This window comes from Streptomyces sp. NPDC024687, from assembly GCF_055559055.1.
Genome location: NZ_JBVHLJ010000001.1, coordinates 251,539 through 266,691 on the forward strand (window position 1 = coordinate 251,539; position 15,153 = coordinate 266,691).

Sequence of the window (15,153 nt, forward strand, 5' to 3'; positions counted from 1 at the left end):
GGAGTTTCTGAATTAAATAGCCTCAGGTGACGCGGCCAATGGATCCCGGTAGAGCACGTCGAGGGCCACCGAACCGCCCGCCACGGCAAGAACGGAATCCGGGAAACTCGACGGAATGACGGAAGCCGCGCGGTCGTCGCCGACGCCCTCGCGCAGGGCGACGAGGCAGTCCTCCCGGTGGAGGATGCCGACCTCGGTCACCACGACCGTCTCCGGGTTCAGCACGTCGAGGAGCAGCCGCGCCGCCCGCCCCACGGCGCCCGCCCGCTCGGTCAGCAGCCGGGCCGCCACCGGGTCGCCCGTGGCCGCCGCCGCGACCACGTGCATCGGGTTCACGCCCTCGACGATCCCCGCCTGCCGGGCCCGTCGGCACAGCGTCCGCTCGCTCAACTCGACCTGCAGGCACCCGGTCCGCCCGCAGTCGCAGGGCTCGGTGCCGCCCGGCACCGGCAGATGGGCGATCGCGCCCGCCTGGGAGCGCGGCCCGTGGTGCACCTCGTCGTTGGTGGCGAACGCCGAGTCCACCACGTTGCCGACGAACAGGTGCAGCACGCTCCGGCTGCCGCGCGCCCGCCCGAACAGCCGCTCCGCGTTGACCAACGCCCGCGCGTGCCCGTCCACATGGACCGGCAGACCGGTCCGGGCGCCGAGCACCTCCCGCACCGGCACCTCGTGCCAGCCCAGCAGGGGGTGTTCGACGACGGTCCCGGAGTCCCGGTCCACCCAGCCGCCGGCCGCGAAGCCGACGTCCAGGCAGCGCAGCCGCGGTGACCGCCCCAGCAGTGCGGCGAGGCATTCTGCGGCCCGCGCCAGGATCTCGGAGGCGCCGGCCCCGTTGTGCCGGAGCTCCCGTGCGGCCACCACCCGGCCGCGCAGATCGAGCAGCGCAACTGTCGTATAGGGGACGGCCACATGGACCCCGCCCACAACGAACCGTGACTCGTCCAGGTCGACGGGCACATGGGGGCGGCCCACACCATGGGACTGCCGGGGCGCCTCCGACTCACGGATGAGACCGAGCTCGGTGAAGCGCGAGCAGTAGTCCGTCACGGACGCCGGGGACAGTCCGGTCAGCCGGGCGATGGTGCTGCGTGCCACCGGCCCGTGCTCCAGCACGGACCGCAGGACGACGCTGGCGCTCGTGCGGCGCCGGGACATGGAAGGGGGCATGGAAGGGCGAGTGGCGGGAGCGGTGGCAGGGGGTGCCGCGGTACGGGGCATGGAAGACCGTCCTCGGGAACGGGGGCCGACACGTCTCGGAGAGTGAGGCGCGCCGGAGCCCGCCTCACACCGGACGGCGACAGACAGCCGTGCCCACGCGTCGCAGGTCGACGTGTCGACGCGAGGAGAAGTACCGGGACTGGGCGACCATGCCTGGAAGGGTAGGTCAGAAACGGTGAATCCGACCAGACCACTAGGGTTCGGTCGGTGATTCCGTTCGTTTGGTGATTCCCCACAGCGGCCCGACCCCGCCCCCCCTGTAGCCGGTGCCACCTCACCTCAGTGACCGGCATCACGCCGAACCGGGTGTAACCGACATCCTTTGTCCGGAGCCCACCAAGCCCCGGCTCCCGCCTTTGTCGGGCGCTGACGGTGATCGGCCGGAACACGCTGGGATAGCGTCACGATGTCCCCCGCCGTTCACACCCTCGCGGAGTCCCCATGAGCACCGCCGTCGCCCCCGCCCGCACCGGCCAGGTCCTCGCCGACCTGATCCCCGCCTCCCGCGTCCGGGACATCGCGCTCGTGGCCGGCGGCGCCGCGCTCACCGGTCTCGCCGCACAGCTCTCCGTGCCCGTGCCGGGCTCCCCGGTGCCGGTGACCGGCCAGACCTTCGCCGCGCTGCTCGTCGGCACCACCCTCGGCGCCCGCCGCGGTGTCGCCTCCCTCGCCCTGTACGCGCTGGCCGGCCTCGCCGGACTCCCGTGGTTCGCCCAGGGCACCTCCGGGTTCTCCGTGTCCTTCGGCTACATCCTCGGCATGATCCTGGCCTCCGCCGCCGTCGGCGCCCTGGCCCGCCGCGGCGCCGACCGGAACGTGTGGCGGACGGCGGGTGCCATGCTGGCCGGCGAGGCGATCATCTACGCGATCGGTGTCCCGTACCTCGCCTACGCCGCCGACATGTCGCTGTCCGCCGCGATCGCGGCCGGCCTCACCCCCTTCCTCCTCGGCGACGCCCTCAAGGCCGCCTTGGCGATGGGCGTCCTGCCGACCACCTGGAAGCTCGTCAAGCGCTGACATTCCTCCGGATCTCCCGCAGAGGTGCATGCCGGACATGCCGAAGGCATGACCTGACAGACCGTCAGGTCATGCCTTCACCGTTTTCCCGCTCCGGATCAGCCGGTGCGCTGCGGCCGCCGCTGCGACCACCACAGCCCGGCCACGCCCGCCGCCATCAGCGAGGCGCCCGCGGCCCCGAGCGGCAGCAGGTCCCGCCCGACACCGGTCTTCGGCAACTCGCCCGGGGTGTCACCGCCGGGCGCCACCGGCTTGTTGTCGGTGCCCAGCAGCAGCGGGGTGGCCGGGGCGTTCGGCGACGGATTCGTCGTACCGAACGGAACCGGGCCCTGCTGCCAGAACGTCTTCTTCCCGTCACCGGTCTGCACCGGCAAGCAGATCTTTCCGGTCTTGTCGAGATCGAATGTCGCGTCGACGGCGTACGACTTCGACTTACCGGCCGCGAGATTGTCGATGGGGCAGGCGAAACCGCTGTTCGAGCCCTCCGGTAGACCCTTTTCTGCAATCTGAGAGCAGCCTTGAACGTTTTTGACCGTCATGCCGTCGAATCCGACGACCAAAAGCCTGATCTTTCCGCTGTCCTTGCTCCCGTCGTTCTTCACGGTGGCCGTGAGATCGGTCTTCTGCGAGCTGTTGTCGACGGAGATCGTCCCGGGCAGTGTCGTCGTCAGCTCCACGCCCGCCGGCGCATCGTCAACGGCCTTTCCCCCCTTGCTGCTTGCGGGTCCCTCGTCCGCGCTCGCGGTGAAGGAAAAGATCATCACCGTCGAGAAGGACGCCGTGACCAGCGATCCGGCGATGGTCGTCATACGACGAGAACTCATGTTCGCCCCCCTTGGCTGCGCCTGAATTCGCAGTACTTGAAGAGGTACCACAAGATTTCTCCGCACTATGCTGGTACGGCGCGAAGTGTGACCATTGTGTTCCAGTCGGGGCATCGTTGAGGGGGTGCAGCGGATTGCCGGGGAATACGGGAGACACGGGAAATGCGAGGCGCGGCGGAGTTCCAGGGCTCCTGGTGACGGGACGCTATCGCCTGGTCGAAAGTATCGGCCAGGGCGGAATGGGGCGGGTGTGGCGGGCCGCCGACGAAATGCTCGACCGCCAGGTCGCGGTCAAGGAGATGCGGATCGACGGCCTCGACGCCGAGGACACCCGCACCCGCCGTGAACGGACCCTGCGCGAGGCCAGGGCCACGGCGCGCATCGACCACCCCAACGTCGTACGGGTCTACGACGTCGTGGACGAGGGCGAACGCCTGTGGATCGTCATGGAGTTGGTCAACGGCCGTTCCCTGGAACGGATGACGGTGGAGGACGGCCCACTGGGCCCGCGCGAAACGGCGCTCCTCGGCCTGGGGCTGGTGCGGGCCCTGCGCCAGGTCCACGCACGCGGCGTCCTGCACCGGGACATCAAACCCGGGAACGTCCTGGTGGAGTCCGGCGAGCGCACTGCCCGCCGGATCGTGCTCACCGACTTCGGCATCGCCGCGATGCAGGACGCCGAGGCGCTGACCATGGTCGGCATGCTCGTCGGCTCCCCCGACTACATGGCCCCCGAGCGGGTCTCGGGCCGTCCGCAGGGCCCGCCGTCGGACATCTGGTCCCTGGGAGCGACGCTGTGCGCGGCACTGGGCGGCCGCTCCCCCTTCTCCCGCGACACCACCCTGGCCACGCTGCACGCCGTCCTCTACGAGGAGCCGGAACTCCCGGCGGCGGGCCCGTTGACCGACCTCCTGACAGCCCTGCTGGAGAAGGACCCGTCGATACGCCCGGGCCTGGACGAGGTGGAGTCGACCCTGCACACGGTCGCGTTTCCGGCGTCTACGCCGACTTTGAGGATGGGGACGGGGGATGACACCGGCGACACGGGGACGTCGGAGCGGGAGCCCTGGGTGGGAGGTGTGCAGGCATCGGGTTCTGACCAGGCGGACTCTGCGCAGGTGGCAGGGGTGGGACAGGTTGACGGGGATTCCCTGTCGGGGGCGGCGCCGGGATCGGGGCGAGCGGGGAGTTCTGCGCCGGCGTGGGCCCAGGGGGAGTCGAGTGGCCCTGGGGATCCGAGGGGGCCGAGAACATCTGGGGCCACGGCAGTCCCTGGGACTGCGGGGGCTCCAGGAACGCCGGTTGGTGCGGACGCTTCCGAGGCGCGGGGTGCCGATGAAGCGGGCGGGGCGGGAGAGAGGCGGGGCGCTTCGGGAATTCCGGGTGGGTCCGAGGTGCCGGGGGACCCGGGAACACTGGGAGCCTCACGGGACACGCGGGAAAACTCGCCGGACGCGTCGGGTGCGCCCAGCGGTTCACCGGATACGTCAACTGCCCGAGGGGGCTCATCAAAGACTCCGTCGGTCCCGGGGCCGTGGACACCGCGGGAGTCACCCACTCCGGCCTATCTGGAGACCGGAGTCGTACGGGCGGTACGGGATCCGCGGGTGCCGGAGCCGGATGCCGGGCCCGAGGCGGCCGTGGACGAGCCTGCCGAGGTGGAGCCGTCGGATGCGGTGCCGGGGTTCTCGGGTGGGGGGGTTGGTCGGGCTTCGGGTTCAACGCCGGGGGAGTCCCGGTCTGGAGCCGAGGCGGCCGAGGCAGCGGAGCCGTCGGATGCCGTGCCGGGCTTCTCGGGTGCGGGGGTTGGTCGGGCTTCGGGCTCAACGCCGGGGGAGTCCCGGTCTGGAGCCGAGGCGGCCGAGGCAGTGGAGCCGTCGGATGGCGTACCGGTCGGGCAGGGGCCTGGGGGTGCGCGGGTTGCCTGGGGATCGGGCACATCGCCAGAGGAGGCTCGGTCTGTTGCGAAGGGTACGGAGCCGTCGGACGGTGTCGTGTCCAGGCGCGGGTCCTCGGAGTTGGCCGCGACCGCGACCGCGACCGCGACCGCGACCGCGACCGCGACCGCGACCGCGACCGCGACCGGAACCGGAACCGGAACCGGAACCGGAACCGGGACCGGGAGCGTGGGCCCGGATGGAGCGGGTGACGACGCCGTAGCCGCGCAACCCGAACACCTCACCCCAGCCGGGCCGTTCCTGCCCTCCGGATCTCAGGAGGCCTCGGCCGACCACATCGCCAGTGCTTCCACCGAGGCCGCCTCGGAGGAGCGTTCGGAGGTTCGGTCGGAGGTGCCGTCCGGGAGCTCGGTGGGAGCCGTACTCCGGGCAGGGGCCACCACGACCAGTACACCTCTCGCGAGCGCCCCCACCCAGGACTCCCTCGCGGCGGGCGCCCCCACGGAGCACTTCCCGATGCCGGACGCGCCGACCCGGGACGCCCTCACGCGAGCGGCCTCCGCCCCCACCCGTGTCGGTCCGGTACCGAAAACTCACCGTCGCCCCCACCACCCGGGCCAGGATCCCGATCCAGGCCCCGAGCAAGGACGGCCGGCGCAGGAAGGCGCAGCCGGCGGCGGGCAGGGCATCGACACCGACGTCCCCGCGACCGATCCCCGTACTCGACCCCACCCGGGCCAGGACCCCGGCCCTCGCCCCGCACAAGGTCCAGTGCAGGTAGGCGACGGCGGCAGCGGACCCGGCATCGACACCGCCGACCCCGCCACCGATCCCGGTACCCGACCCCACCCCGAGCAGGACCCCGACCCCGGCCCGGCGCTGGTCCTCGGCCCGCACCCCCACCGCATACCCCCGGGCGAACCCCCCACCACCGCCCACCGGGGCCGGCGCCGGACCACCCTGGTTGCCGTCGGAAGCGTGGTCGCCGCAGGTGCTGCCGTGGTCGCGATCATCCTCGCCACCACGTCCGGCCCACCCGGCGACGACAAGGCGGGCGGCTCCCCGTCCGCCTCGGCCTCCGTCTCCTCCTCGGCACCCGGCGGGACCCCGTCCGCCACCGTCGAGGGCACCTCCCGCCCCCGTTCGCTCCCGCCCGGCGCACACGAGGAGGCCGGCGGATTCGCGTGGGCGACTCCGACCGGCTGGCGGCGGGACGTGAAGACGGGGGCCGAGGTCCACTACACCTCGCCGGACGGGAAGCAGGAGCTCGCGGCCAAGTCGTCCCTCGCCCGAGGCGACCTGATGGAGACCTGGCGGACCTCCGAGCAGAACGCCCACCAGGGCCAGGACTACGCCAAGATCCGCCTGGAGGAGACGACGTTCCGCGATCACCCCGCGGTCGTCTGGGAGTACACCTTCACCCTCGGCGGCGTCCCCTGGCACGCCCAGCTGCTCGGCTTCAACGTGGGCGACAAGTCGTACCAGATCAACACCTGGTACCAGCCGGACATCGAGACGCAGGCCCTCACGACGTACGAGAAGGTGAAGGACAGCTTCACCGTCCTGTGAACCGGAACGGAGAAAGGGCCCCGCGGCACACGCCACGGGGCCCTGCTCACATGTCCGTTCAGCCGTCCGTTCAGCCGACGGAAACCTTGTCCGTCACGTCACCGGCCGACGCGGCGGTCGCCCGCCCGCGCCCGACCTTCTCCTTCACCACGGCGATGACCAGCACCACCGCCGCGACGAGCAGCGACAACAGCACGGTCTCCCGCCCGTCGTGCTCCGTGTCGGTCAGCATGTAGCCGAGGACGAACACGATCAACGCGGCCGTCGCCCAGGTCAGATACGGGTACAGCCACATCTTCACGACCAGCTTCTCCGGCGCCTCGGCCTGGATGATCTTCCGCATCCGCAGCTGCGAGAAGCAGATGACCAGCCACACGAACAGGGCCACCGCACCGGAGGAGTTGACGAGGAAGAGGAAGATCTTGTCGGGGGAGAGGTAGTTGAAGAACACGGCGACGAAGCCGAACACCACCGACGCGAGGATCGCGGCCATCGGCACACCCCGGCCGTTGACCCGCGCGAACGCCTTCGGCGCGTCGCCCCGCTCGCCGAGCGAGAAGGCCATCCGGGAGGCCGTGTAGAGGCCGGAGTTGAGACAGGACAACACCGAGGTCAGCACGATGAAGTTCATGATCTGACCGGCGTGCGCGATCCCGAGGGAGTCGAGCGCGGCGACGTAGGACCCGCTGTCCTGGATGGACTTGGAGTCCCACGGGATCAGCGTGACGACGACGAAGATGGATCCCAGGTAGAAGACCGCGATACGCCAGATGATGCTGTTGGTCGACTTGGTCACGGCCCGCTGCGGGTCCTCCGACTCACCGGCCGCGAGGGTCGCGATCTCGCTGCCCATGAAGGAGAAGACGACGAGCAGTACGCCGGTGAGGATGGCGCCGGGCCCGTGCGGCAGGAAGCCGCCGTGGTCGGTGAGGTTGGAGAGCCCCGCCTGGTCGGCGTCGACACCCGGCAGCACGCCGAACACGGCGAGCAGGCCGATGACGATGAACGCCCCGATCGCCACGACCTTGATCCCGGCGAACCAGAACTCGAACTCGCCGTAGGACCCGACGGAGACGAGGTTGGTGGCGGTCAGCACCACCATCACGATCAGCGCCCACCCCCACTGCGGTACGGCGGGTATCCACCCTTCGAGGATCTTGGCGCCGGCGGTCGCCTCGACGGCGAGCACGACGACCCAGAAGAACCAGTAAAGCCAGCCGATGGAGAAACCGGCCCAGCGGCCGAGGGCCCGGTCGGCGTGCGCCGAGAAGGAACCGGAATTGGGATTCGCGGCGGACATCTCACCGAGCATCCGCATCACGAGGACGACCAGCGTGCCGACGAGCGCGTACGACAGCAGGATGCCGGGTCCGGCGGTGGCGATACCGGAGCTGGAGCCCACGAAGAGGCCCGCTCCGATGACGCCGCCAATGGCGATCATCGAGAGGTGACGATTCTTGAGTCCGGCCTGGAGACCAGTCATACGGGGAATTCCTTCGTGCCGGGTGTGGGGAGGCCCGTACGAGCGGTGTACGGGTCGGTCCAGTGAATCGGAGGCAAAGAAATTCGTGAACCTTTGAATCCAGATTGTTACTTGAGGTTTCCTTGAGGTTCCATTGTCAGGCTCACTGTTTTCCTGGCCGACACCCGGGGCTGCTGCCCCGAAACAGCCGTGTCACACTCGTTCCATGCGCGTGTATCTCGGCTCCGACCATGCGGGCTTCGAACTCAAGAACCACCTCGTCGACTGGCTCAAGGCGGCCGGCCACGACGTGGTCGACTGCGGCCCCCACATCTACGACGCCCAGGACGACTACCCGCCCTTCTGCCTCCGCGCCGCCGAGCGCACCGCCGCCGACGCCGACTCCCTCGGCATCGTGATCGGCGGCTCCGGCAACGGCGAGCAGATCGCGGCGAACAAGGTCAAGGGTGTTCGGGCGTCCCTCGCCTGGAGCGAGGAGACCGCGTCGCTGGGCCGCCAGCACAACAACGCCAACGTCGTCGCGGTCGGCGCCCGCATGCACTCGACGGAGGAGGCGACGAAGTTCGTCGAGACCTTCCTCGCGACGCCGTTCTCGGGCGACGAGCGCCACCAGCGCCGCATCGACATGCTGTCCGACTACGAGACCACGGGCGACCTGCCGGCGATCCCGGCGCACCACCCCCAGCAGTAGCAATTCAGCCCCTCCGGCGATTGAGGAGCGGGGTTCCGGGGGTGGAGCCCCTGGGGGCGGGGTCGAAGGGGCGGCAGCCCCTGGAGGACGGGACGGGGCGGCGGGGGCGAGAACCCCCATGGCCCGCCCCCACCGGCAGACGCAGAAGGAGCCACCGTGCCTGAGGGGCACACCATCCACCGCCTGGCACAGGACTACGCCGAAGCCTTCACCGGCACGAAACCCCGCGTCACCAGCCCCCAGGGCAAGTTCTCCGACGCCGCCGCCCTCCTCACCGGCTCCGAACTCACCCGCACCGACGCCCACGGCAAGCACCTCTTCCTCGGCTTCCGGGACACCGACTGGGTCCACATCCACCTCGGCCTCTTCGGCAAGGTCACCTTCGGCGCGGCCCCCGCACCCCCGCCTACCGACACGGTCCGCCTCCGCCTCGCGAACACCACGGCGTACGTCGACCTCCGCGGCCCCACGACCTGCGCCCTGATCACCCCCGCCGAGAAGCAGTCGATACACGAGCGCCTCGGCCCGGACCCCCTGCGCGAGGACGCCGACCCGCACGCCGCGTACCGGCGGATCTCCCGCAGCCGGACGACGATCGCCGCCCTGCTGATGGACCAGAAGGTCATCGCGGGCGTGGGCAACGTCTACCGGGCGGAGGTCCTCTTCCGGCACCGCATCGACCCGTACCGCTCGGGCAAGGACATCACCCCCGCCGAGTGGCACGCGATCTGGACCGACCTCGTCGCGCTCATGCGCGAGGGCGTGCGGAACAACCGCATCGACACCGTCCGCCCGGAGCACACCCCCGAGGCGATGGGCCGCCCGCCGCGCGTCGACGACCACGGCGGCGAGGTCTACGTGTACCGCAGGGCCAGCCTGCCCTGTCACCTCTGCGGCGGCGAGATCCGCACCGCCGACCTCGCCGCCCGCAACCTTTTCTGGTGCCCGACCTGCCAAAAACTCTGAAGGCGGGACTCTGAAAGACAGGGCCGCCTAGAACCCGTGCGGCAGCCAGGGCGCCACCGCCGACCCGAACCCCACCGCCGCCTCGGCCAGCGCCCCCTGTCGCAGCTCCCGCACCAGGCCCGCGCCCGCCAGCGCGGCGAGGCTCACGCCGCCGAGGTAGGCCGCCCCCAACTCCCTTACCGGCAGAGCGAGGTCGGCCGGGTCCGTCGTACGGTCGCACGACGCGCCCTTCGCGTCCCCGCTGAGCCGCCAACGCCCCGCGTTCCAGGGGCAGAAGGAGTCCTCGACCTCCAACACCACGTCCACCGGCGCCTGATAGGTCCGCGCCTGGAGCGCGGCCCCCACGTCCACCAGCCGTACGTGCAGCGAGTCCCGCACCAGCAGTGAACAGCGCCGGACATCGGAGACGAGGTACTGCCAGGCCTCGTCGACCGGCCGCCGCCGCACATCGATCCGCGAGGTGAGGTCGAGGTCGAACAGGAACCGCCACAGCGCGCCGTGCGCGGCCGGATCCAGTGCCTCCAGGTCGGAGACCACCACGGTGCCCTTGGGCCCGGCCGGTTCCCAGTCCGCCTTGACCCGATACCGCACGAACCCCACGACCTCCCCGTCCCGCTCCGCGACCACGCACTGCAGGGGTGAGGCACCGTCCCGGTCGCTCTCCGGATCGAGCAGCCACATCCGCTCCCAGCCGGGAAGCCGGGCGACCATCCCGGGCCGCCGCGGCACGAGCCGGGCGTACACCGCCTCGCACGCGTCGAGCACGTCGGCGGGCGCCGCGTACCGCAGCCGTACGTCGTCGGTGCCGGGCGGCACGGACAGCCGTACCCGGGTCGTGTCGATGTCGGCGTTGAGGTGGTAGGTGCCGACGCCGTACCCGAACCGGCCGTAGATCACCGGCTCGGAGGCCGTGAGCACGGCCAGCGGCTCGCCCCAGGAGCGCACGTCGTCCAGCTGGCGGCGCATCATCGAGGTCAGCACCCCGCGCCGCCGGTGCGTGCCGGCCACGCCGACCATGGTGACGCCGGCGGCGGGCACCAGGGCGCCGCCCGGCACGGTCATCCGGAAGCCGAACGCCCCCGCCGTACCCACACACCGCTCGCCGTCCCAGACGCCGATGGAGCGGTCGTACGCGGTGAGCTCACGAAACAGCTCCCGCTCCTCGGCCGACTCCGGAACCCCGCCGAAGGCGCGGATCAGGGTGTCGTACCACTCGTCCCAGTCGTCCTGCCGTAGCACCCGCAAGTCAGTCCCCATGAACCATGCCTACCAGGGCATTGCGGGACGAGCGAGGGAATTTCACCGGGGCCCGTCATCGGCCGGAGCGTGTACGGCCCTTGAACAGCTGTGAAGTTGAACCTCGCACGGGGGACAAGTCGTACCTCCTGTGCCAAGCAGAGGGTTCGACGGATAAGGTCCCGAACTAATGGCAGCAGGACGAGAGCGGCGCGCGGAAGCCGAGACGTTCACGGCCCGGTGGAAGATGCAGTGGCACCGGGTCCGCGTCGGCCTGCGCAGAAGCGCCGTGGACTACTTCCGCGGCGACGGCTCGGACTGGGTCGCGCTGGCCGGTCTGCTCCTGACCATCCCAATGATCGCGTCCGTCACCCTGATGAACTCGGTGTGGTGCTCACCGGCCGCGCTGGTCCTCCCGATCGTCGCCGGCGGTCTGCTGCTGCGCCCGGCGAGCCTGCTCGGTCTGTACGCGGCGGCGGCGACCGCGCTGATCGTGGAGTCGGTGCGGCTGGGGCCGTACACCGAGGGGCCGTCCCGGGTCACCCCGGGCGTGGTCCTGGTCGTGGCCGCCTGCGGTTTCTTCGGCCTGCTGATCGCCCAGTTCCGCAGCCGGGTCGGGGTGCCCTGGCGGCGCGGCGGCACCATGCTGTTCGACCTGCGCGAACGCATCCGGGTGCAGAGCAAGCTGCCGCACCTGCCGCAGGGCTGGCACCGGGAGATGGCGCTGCGTCCCGCGGGCGGCCAGTCGTTCTCCGGTGACTTCGTTGTCGCGGCCCGTACCAACGGCGGCCGGACGATGGAGGTCGTCCTGACCGACGTCTCCGGCAAGGGCATGGACGCGGGCTCGCGTGCACTGCTGCTGTCGGGGGCGTTCGGCGGTCTGCTCGGTTCGCTGCCCCCGCACGCCTTCCTGCCCGCCGCGAACGGCTATCTGCTCCGCCAGGACTGGGACGAGGGCTTCGCGACCTCGATCCACCTGGTCCTGGACCTGGACTCCGGCGACTACGAGCTCTACTCGGCCGGCCACCCGCCGGGGCTGCAGCTCAGCGCCGGCAGCGGCCGCTGGGAGGAGAAGGCCGCGGAGGGCCCGCTCCTCGGGGTCTACGACGGCGCCCAGTTCGACCCGGTCAAGGGATCACTGCGGCCCGGCGACGTCCTGATGCTGTTCACCGACGGCCTGGTGGAGACGTCCGACCGCGACATAGTCGAGGGCATCGACCGGCTGACGGGGGAGGCCGACCGGTATGTCGCCGGCGGCTTCCACGGCGCCGCCTGGCACCTGATCGAGGCGGTGGCGAAGGACGTCAACGACGACCGGGCGCTGCTGCTGATCTGCCGCGAGGGCCCCACGGCTCAGTCGATGCCGCACTAGGCACGATTTCCGTACCGCGGCACGCCACACTGGAGGAATGACCGACGAGTTGACCCTGGCCGAGGTCGAGGCCCTCGCCCGCGCCGCACACGAGGGCCAGACCGACAAGGCCGGCCGGCCCTACGCCGAACACCTGCGGGCCGTCGCCGAGGGCGTACACGCGCGTGGCGGTGACGACGACCAGATCGCGGCGGCCTGGCTGCACGACTCCGTCGAGGACGACGCGCTCTCCGCGCAGTGGCTCGCCGAGGCCGCGCTGAGCCGTCGTACGAAGGACATCGTGCTCGCCGTCACCAAGCGGGCCGGTGAGCCGCCCGAGGCGTACGCCGGGCGCATCCTCGCGACCCCGGGCGCGCTGCTGGTCAAACAAGCCGACCTGGCGCACAACGCGGACCCGGCACGCCTGGCGGTCCTCGACGAGGCGACCCGGCAACGACTCACCGAGAAGTACGCGGGGATGCGCGCACTTCTCGGTCTGCCGGCGTCCGGCTAGGCACTGACCTCTAGCCGCTGGCCTCTAGGCGCTGACCTTCTCCCGGGGAGCCGCCGCCTTCTGCTCGACTCCCCGCCTCACCTCGGCCGGCTCCCGCCTGAACGCCCAGTTCATGTCGGGCTCCATCACACACCGGAAGACCCGGCGCACCGGCGCGGTGCACAGCAGGGTCACGGCGACCGCGGCGAGGGCGCTCACGAAGAGCTCACCGGCCGGACGGTGCAGCCAGGCATGGTCGAACCAGCCCGCGAAACCCGCGCCCTTGATCAGGAAGCCGTGCAACAGATAGCCGTACAGCGTGCCCGCGCCGAGTGCGGTGAACCACATGCGCCGGCCCGGCACCCAGGCGAAGAAGCAGGCCGTCAACAGCAGCGAGGCGCCGAACATGGCCAGCACCATGACCGGCCCCGTCCACCAGGGAGCGCCCATCTCCTGAGCGGCGTTGCGGTGGTAGAACCACTCGGTGTTCATCCGCGGCACCGCCCACCAGCCGACGGCGAGGGCGGCGGCGAACACCGGCACCGCCGCGATCCGCATCGAACGCCGGCGCACCATCCGGAAGTGCTCGGGCTTCATGACCAGGCCGAGCACGAAGTACGGCAGGAACTGCAACACCCGCTGGAGGTCCAGGTCGTCGCCGATGTCCGGGGTCACGGACGCCAGCATCGCGATGCCGAGCGCGAGCGGCAGCGGCCACCGCACCAGGTTCCAGATCGGCGTGGTCAACCGCCAGATGAACAGCGCCACCAGGAACCAGGTCAAGAACCACGGGTCCAGGAGGCTGATCTCCATGCCCGGGTCGTGGTCGGCGTAGCGTTTGAAGAGGGAGTACGCCGTCTCGAAGACGATGTACGGCACCGCGACGCCGGTGACGAGCCGCTTCAGCCGGTCCGGGCGCATGTCGAAACTGCGCGAGAAGAAGCCGGAGATGACGATGAACGCCGGCATGTGGAACGAGTACACCACCGTGTACACGCCCTCCAGGATCCTGCTGTCGCCCTTGAGCGGCTCCCAGGAGTGTGCGACGGCCACCAGGACGATCGCCAGGTACTTGGCGTTGTCGAAGAAGGCGTCACGCTGCTTGGTGGACGGCGGGTCCTGAGGCGAGCGCGGACGGGGGACTGGGTCGGCGGCGGCTGGAAACATCTGAGGCACCCTAGCCTCGGCTGTGTGTCTCCGTAAAACCGGCTGTCTCGTTGCCGGTTGTGCACTTCTGAGCCGTCTTCAACGGGCCTGTTTTGTCACCATCAATCCCCCCGAAATGCCGCATAACCCAGCCCGTCGCACACCTGTGTCGGTGCTTCGAATTCCCTGCGGACGGAATGTGCGGACACGGTGACCGCAGACCGAAAGGAACCGGCCACGGGGTGCGGGGCGTGTATCGGCATGGCCAAACGTTGGCTCACCGGCCGCATATGCGGGCCGCGTTGGTGGCACGATGGTTCTGGCGGGGGTCGCGGGGTCGCGTCCCCGGGCCGGGAGAGCGGGACCGACCGAGGGTGTGATCAGTTGTGGCCATTTCGCTGTCAGTGGTGCTGCTGTTGGGGATCATCCTCGTGGTGTTGATACGGGGAGGCTCCCTCAAGGCCGGCCCCGCCATAGTCGCGGTGCTCTTCGGCTTCTTCCTCGCCTCGACCGGCATGGCCGACGACATCCAACGCTTCCTGGACTCGATAGCGGAAACCATCAACTCGATCCAGTTCTAGCCCGGCTCCGACCCGCCGTGGATCATGAGCACATGCATCCTCGATTAAGCCGCATCGCCGGCATGGCGCTGTTTCTGCTCGGTATCGCCCTCGTGCTCTGGAGGGTCTTCGGCAGCCCTCAGGACTGGGAGGGCGGCATGAGATGGCTTCGTGCCGGCCTCGTGCTGGGAGCTCTGGGGGCGATCGGCCTCAGCGCACAACTGATCTTCCCCGACGCCGAGGGCGATGCACCGGATGAGGTGTCCGAGAAGACCGACGGAGCAGCTCCGGATGAGAGGCCATGAGCCGGTCCGCTGCTCAACGCCCTTACCGGTCCGGGGGACACCGAAGGCCCAGGAAGAGGGAATCCACCTCTTACCTGGGCCTTCGGCATTCAGAGCGGGCGACGGGAATCGAACCCGCGTAGCTAGTTTGGAAGACTAGGGCTCTACCATTGAGCTACGCCCGCACAGCACGCGCCGCGACCCGATGGCCGACGGCACGAAAGCATCGTACCGGGTCGTCACCCCTCGTCGCACACCCCTTCCGTCCCGCCGCCGACCGCGCGGCGCGCGAACCCGGCGCACCGGGGCGCGCACAGGCGCGGCCCCGGAGGCGACGCGCGGGCCGCGCGGCGTGGTGCTGCAAGGTTGCGAGGCGTGTTGCAAGTGACGGGCCGGCGGCGGTGCAGAGGCCCG

15 protein-coding genes, 1 tRNA gene and 1 pseudogene are annotated in these 15,153 nt (G+C 70.4%); 9 read left to right on the forward strand and 8 right to left on the reverse strand.

Annotation, left to right across the window (positions count from 1 at the left end; translation table 11 throughout):
- Positions 1 to 12: 12 nt before the first annotated feature.
- Both ACZ39I_RS01135 and ACZ39I_RS01140 read right to left on the reverse strand, forming a co-directional pair.
- Positions 13 to 1,221: an ROK family protein gene (locus tag ACZ39I_RS01135; protein ID WP_467241546.1), complete on the reverse strand. Its 1,209-nt coding sequence runs from the start codon at positions 1,219 to 1,221 to the stop codon at positions 13 to 15.
- A gap of 64 nt (positions 1,222 to 1,285) precedes the next feature.
- On the reverse strand, positions 1,286 to 1,372 hold the full coding sequence (locus ACZ39I_RS01140; RefSeq protein WP_353963568.1) for a putative leader peptide: 87 nt from the start codon (positions 1,370 to 1,372) through the stop codon (positions 1,286 to 1,288).
- A gap of 290 nt (positions 1,373 to 1,662) precedes the next feature.
- On the opposite strand from ACZ39I_RS01140, the gene ACZ39I_RS01145 reads away from it, so the two are divergent.
- Positions 1,663 to 2,238, forward strand: a complete 576-nt coding sequence (locus tag ACZ39I_RS01145) for a biotin transporter BioY (protein ID WP_467241548.1) — start codon at positions 1,663 to 1,665, stop codon at positions 2,236 to 2,238.
- Positions 2,239 to 2,336: 98 nt separating this feature from the next.
- Here ACZ39I_RS01145 and ACZ39I_RS01150 read toward each other — a convergent pair whose 3' ends face one another.
- A complete protein-coding gene (locus tag ACZ39I_RS01150) occupies positions 2,337 to 3,062 on the reverse strand; it encodes an LPXTG cell wall anchor domain-containing protein (protein ID WP_467243286.1) in 726 nt (241 codons plus the stop codon).
- A gap of 239 nt (positions 3,063 to 3,301) precedes the next feature.
- Between ACZ39I_RS01150 and ACZ39I_RS01155 the strand changes: the two are divergent.
- Positions 3,302 to 4,085: pseudogene (locus ACZ39I_RS01155) on the forward strand (serine/threonine-protein kinase); the annotation flags it as partial.
- Positions 4,086 to 5,274: 1,189 nt separating this feature from the next.
- Here ACZ39I_RS01155 and ACZ39I_RS01160 read toward each other — a convergent pair.
- Positions 5,275 to 5,508 (reverse strand): hypothetical protein, encoded by a 234-nt coding sequence (locus ACZ39I_RS01160; protein WP_467243330.1) that lies wholly within the window; start codon positions 5,506 to 5,508, stop codon positions 5,275 to 5,277.
- Between the two features lie 223 nt (positions 5,509 to 5,731).
- On the opposite strand from ACZ39I_RS01160, the gene ACZ39I_RS01165 reads away from it, so the two are divergent.
- Positions 5,732 to 6,529 carry a hypothetical protein gene (locus tag ACZ39I_RS01165; RefSeq protein ID WP_467243331.1) on the forward strand — a complete coding sequence of 266 codons (798 nt, stop codon included), beginning with the start codon at positions 5,732 to 5,734 and terminating at the stop codon, positions 6,527 to 6,529.
- Positions 6,530 to 6,599: 70 nt separating this feature from the next.
- On the opposite strand, the gene ACZ39I_RS01170 is transcribed toward ACZ39I_RS01165, so the two are convergent.
- Positions 6,600 to 8,012 (reverse strand): amino acid permease, encoded by a 1,413-nt coding sequence (locus ACZ39I_RS01170; RefSeq protein WP_467241550.1) that lies wholly within the window; start codon positions 8,010 to 8,012, stop codon positions 6,600 to 6,602.
- A 205-nt stretch (positions 8,013 to 8,217) separates the two neighbouring features.
- On the opposite strand from ACZ39I_RS01170, the gene ACZ39I_RS01175 reads away from it, so the two are divergent.
- A complete protein-coding gene (locus tag ACZ39I_RS01175) occupies positions 8,218 to 8,703 on the forward strand; it encodes a ribose-5-phosphate isomerase (protein WP_352383960.1) in 486 nt (161 codons plus the stop codon).
- Positions 8,704 to 8,859: 156 nt separating this feature from the next.
- Positions 8,860 to 9,669 (forward strand): Fpg/Nei family DNA glycosylase, encoded by an 810-nt coding sequence (locus ACZ39I_RS01180; protein WP_467241552.1) that lies wholly within the window; start codon positions 8,860 to 8,862, stop codon positions 9,667 to 9,669.
- Between the two features lie 27 nt (positions 9,670 to 9,696).
- Here the strand turns inward: ACZ39I_RS01180 and ACZ39I_RS01185 are convergent, their stop codons facing one another.
- Positions 9,697 to 10,926: a GNAT family N-acetyltransferase gene (locus ACZ39I_RS01185; RefSeq protein WP_467241554.1), complete on the reverse strand. Its 1,230-nt coding sequence runs from the start codon at positions 10,924 to 10,926 to the stop codon at positions 9,697 to 9,699.
- Between the two features lie 169 nt (positions 10,927 to 11,095).
- Here ACZ39I_RS01185 and ACZ39I_RS01190 point away from each other — a divergent pair, with 169 nt between their 5' ends.
- Both ACZ39I_RS01190 and ACZ39I_RS01195 read left to right on the forward strand, forming a co-directional pair.
- Complete coding sequence (locus ACZ39I_RS01190; RefSeq protein ID WP_467241556.1) at positions 11,096 to 12,277, forward strand: SpoIIE family protein phosphatase; 1,182 nt, start codon at positions 11,096 to 11,098, stop codon at positions 12,275 to 12,277.
- Positions 12,278 to 12,314: 37 nt separating this feature from the next.
- Positions 12,315 to 12,770 (forward strand): HD domain-containing protein, encoded by a 456-nt coding sequence (locus tag ACZ39I_RS01195; protein WP_467241558.1) that lies wholly within the window; start codon positions 12,315 to 12,317, stop codon positions 12,768 to 12,770.
- A gap of 24 nt (positions 12,771 to 12,794) precedes the next feature.
- Here ACZ39I_RS01195 and ACZ39I_RS01200 read toward each other — a convergent pair whose 3' ends face one another.
- Positions 12,795 to 13,916, reverse strand: coding sequence for an acyltransferase family protein (locus tag ACZ39I_RS01200; RefSeq protein WP_467241560.1), 1,122 nt, complete (start codon positions 13,914 to 13,916; stop codon positions 12,795 to 12,797).
- Positions 13,917 to 14,281: 365 nt separating this feature from the next.
- Here ACZ39I_RS01200 and ACZ39I_RS01205 point away from each other — a divergent pair, with 365 nt between their 5' ends.
- On the forward strand, positions 14,282 to 14,476 hold the full coding sequence (locus tag ACZ39I_RS01205; protein ID WP_467241562.1) for a hypothetical protein: 195 nt from the start codon (positions 14,282 to 14,284) through the stop codon (positions 14,474 to 14,476).
- Positions 14,477 to 14,538: 62 nt separating this feature from the next.
- Positions 14,539 to 14,760, forward strand: coding sequence for a hypothetical protein (locus ACZ39I_RS01210; protein ID WP_467241564.1), 222 nt, complete (start codon positions 14,539 to 14,541; stop codon positions 14,758 to 14,760).
- Positions 14,761 to 14,853: 93 nt separating this feature from the next.
- Here the strand turns inward: ACZ39I_RS01210 and ACZ39I_RS01215 are convergent.
- Positions 14,854 to 14,924, reverse strand: a tRNA-Gly gene (locus tag ACZ39I_RS01215).
- Between the last annotated feature and the right edge of the window lie 229 nt (positions 14,925 to 15,153).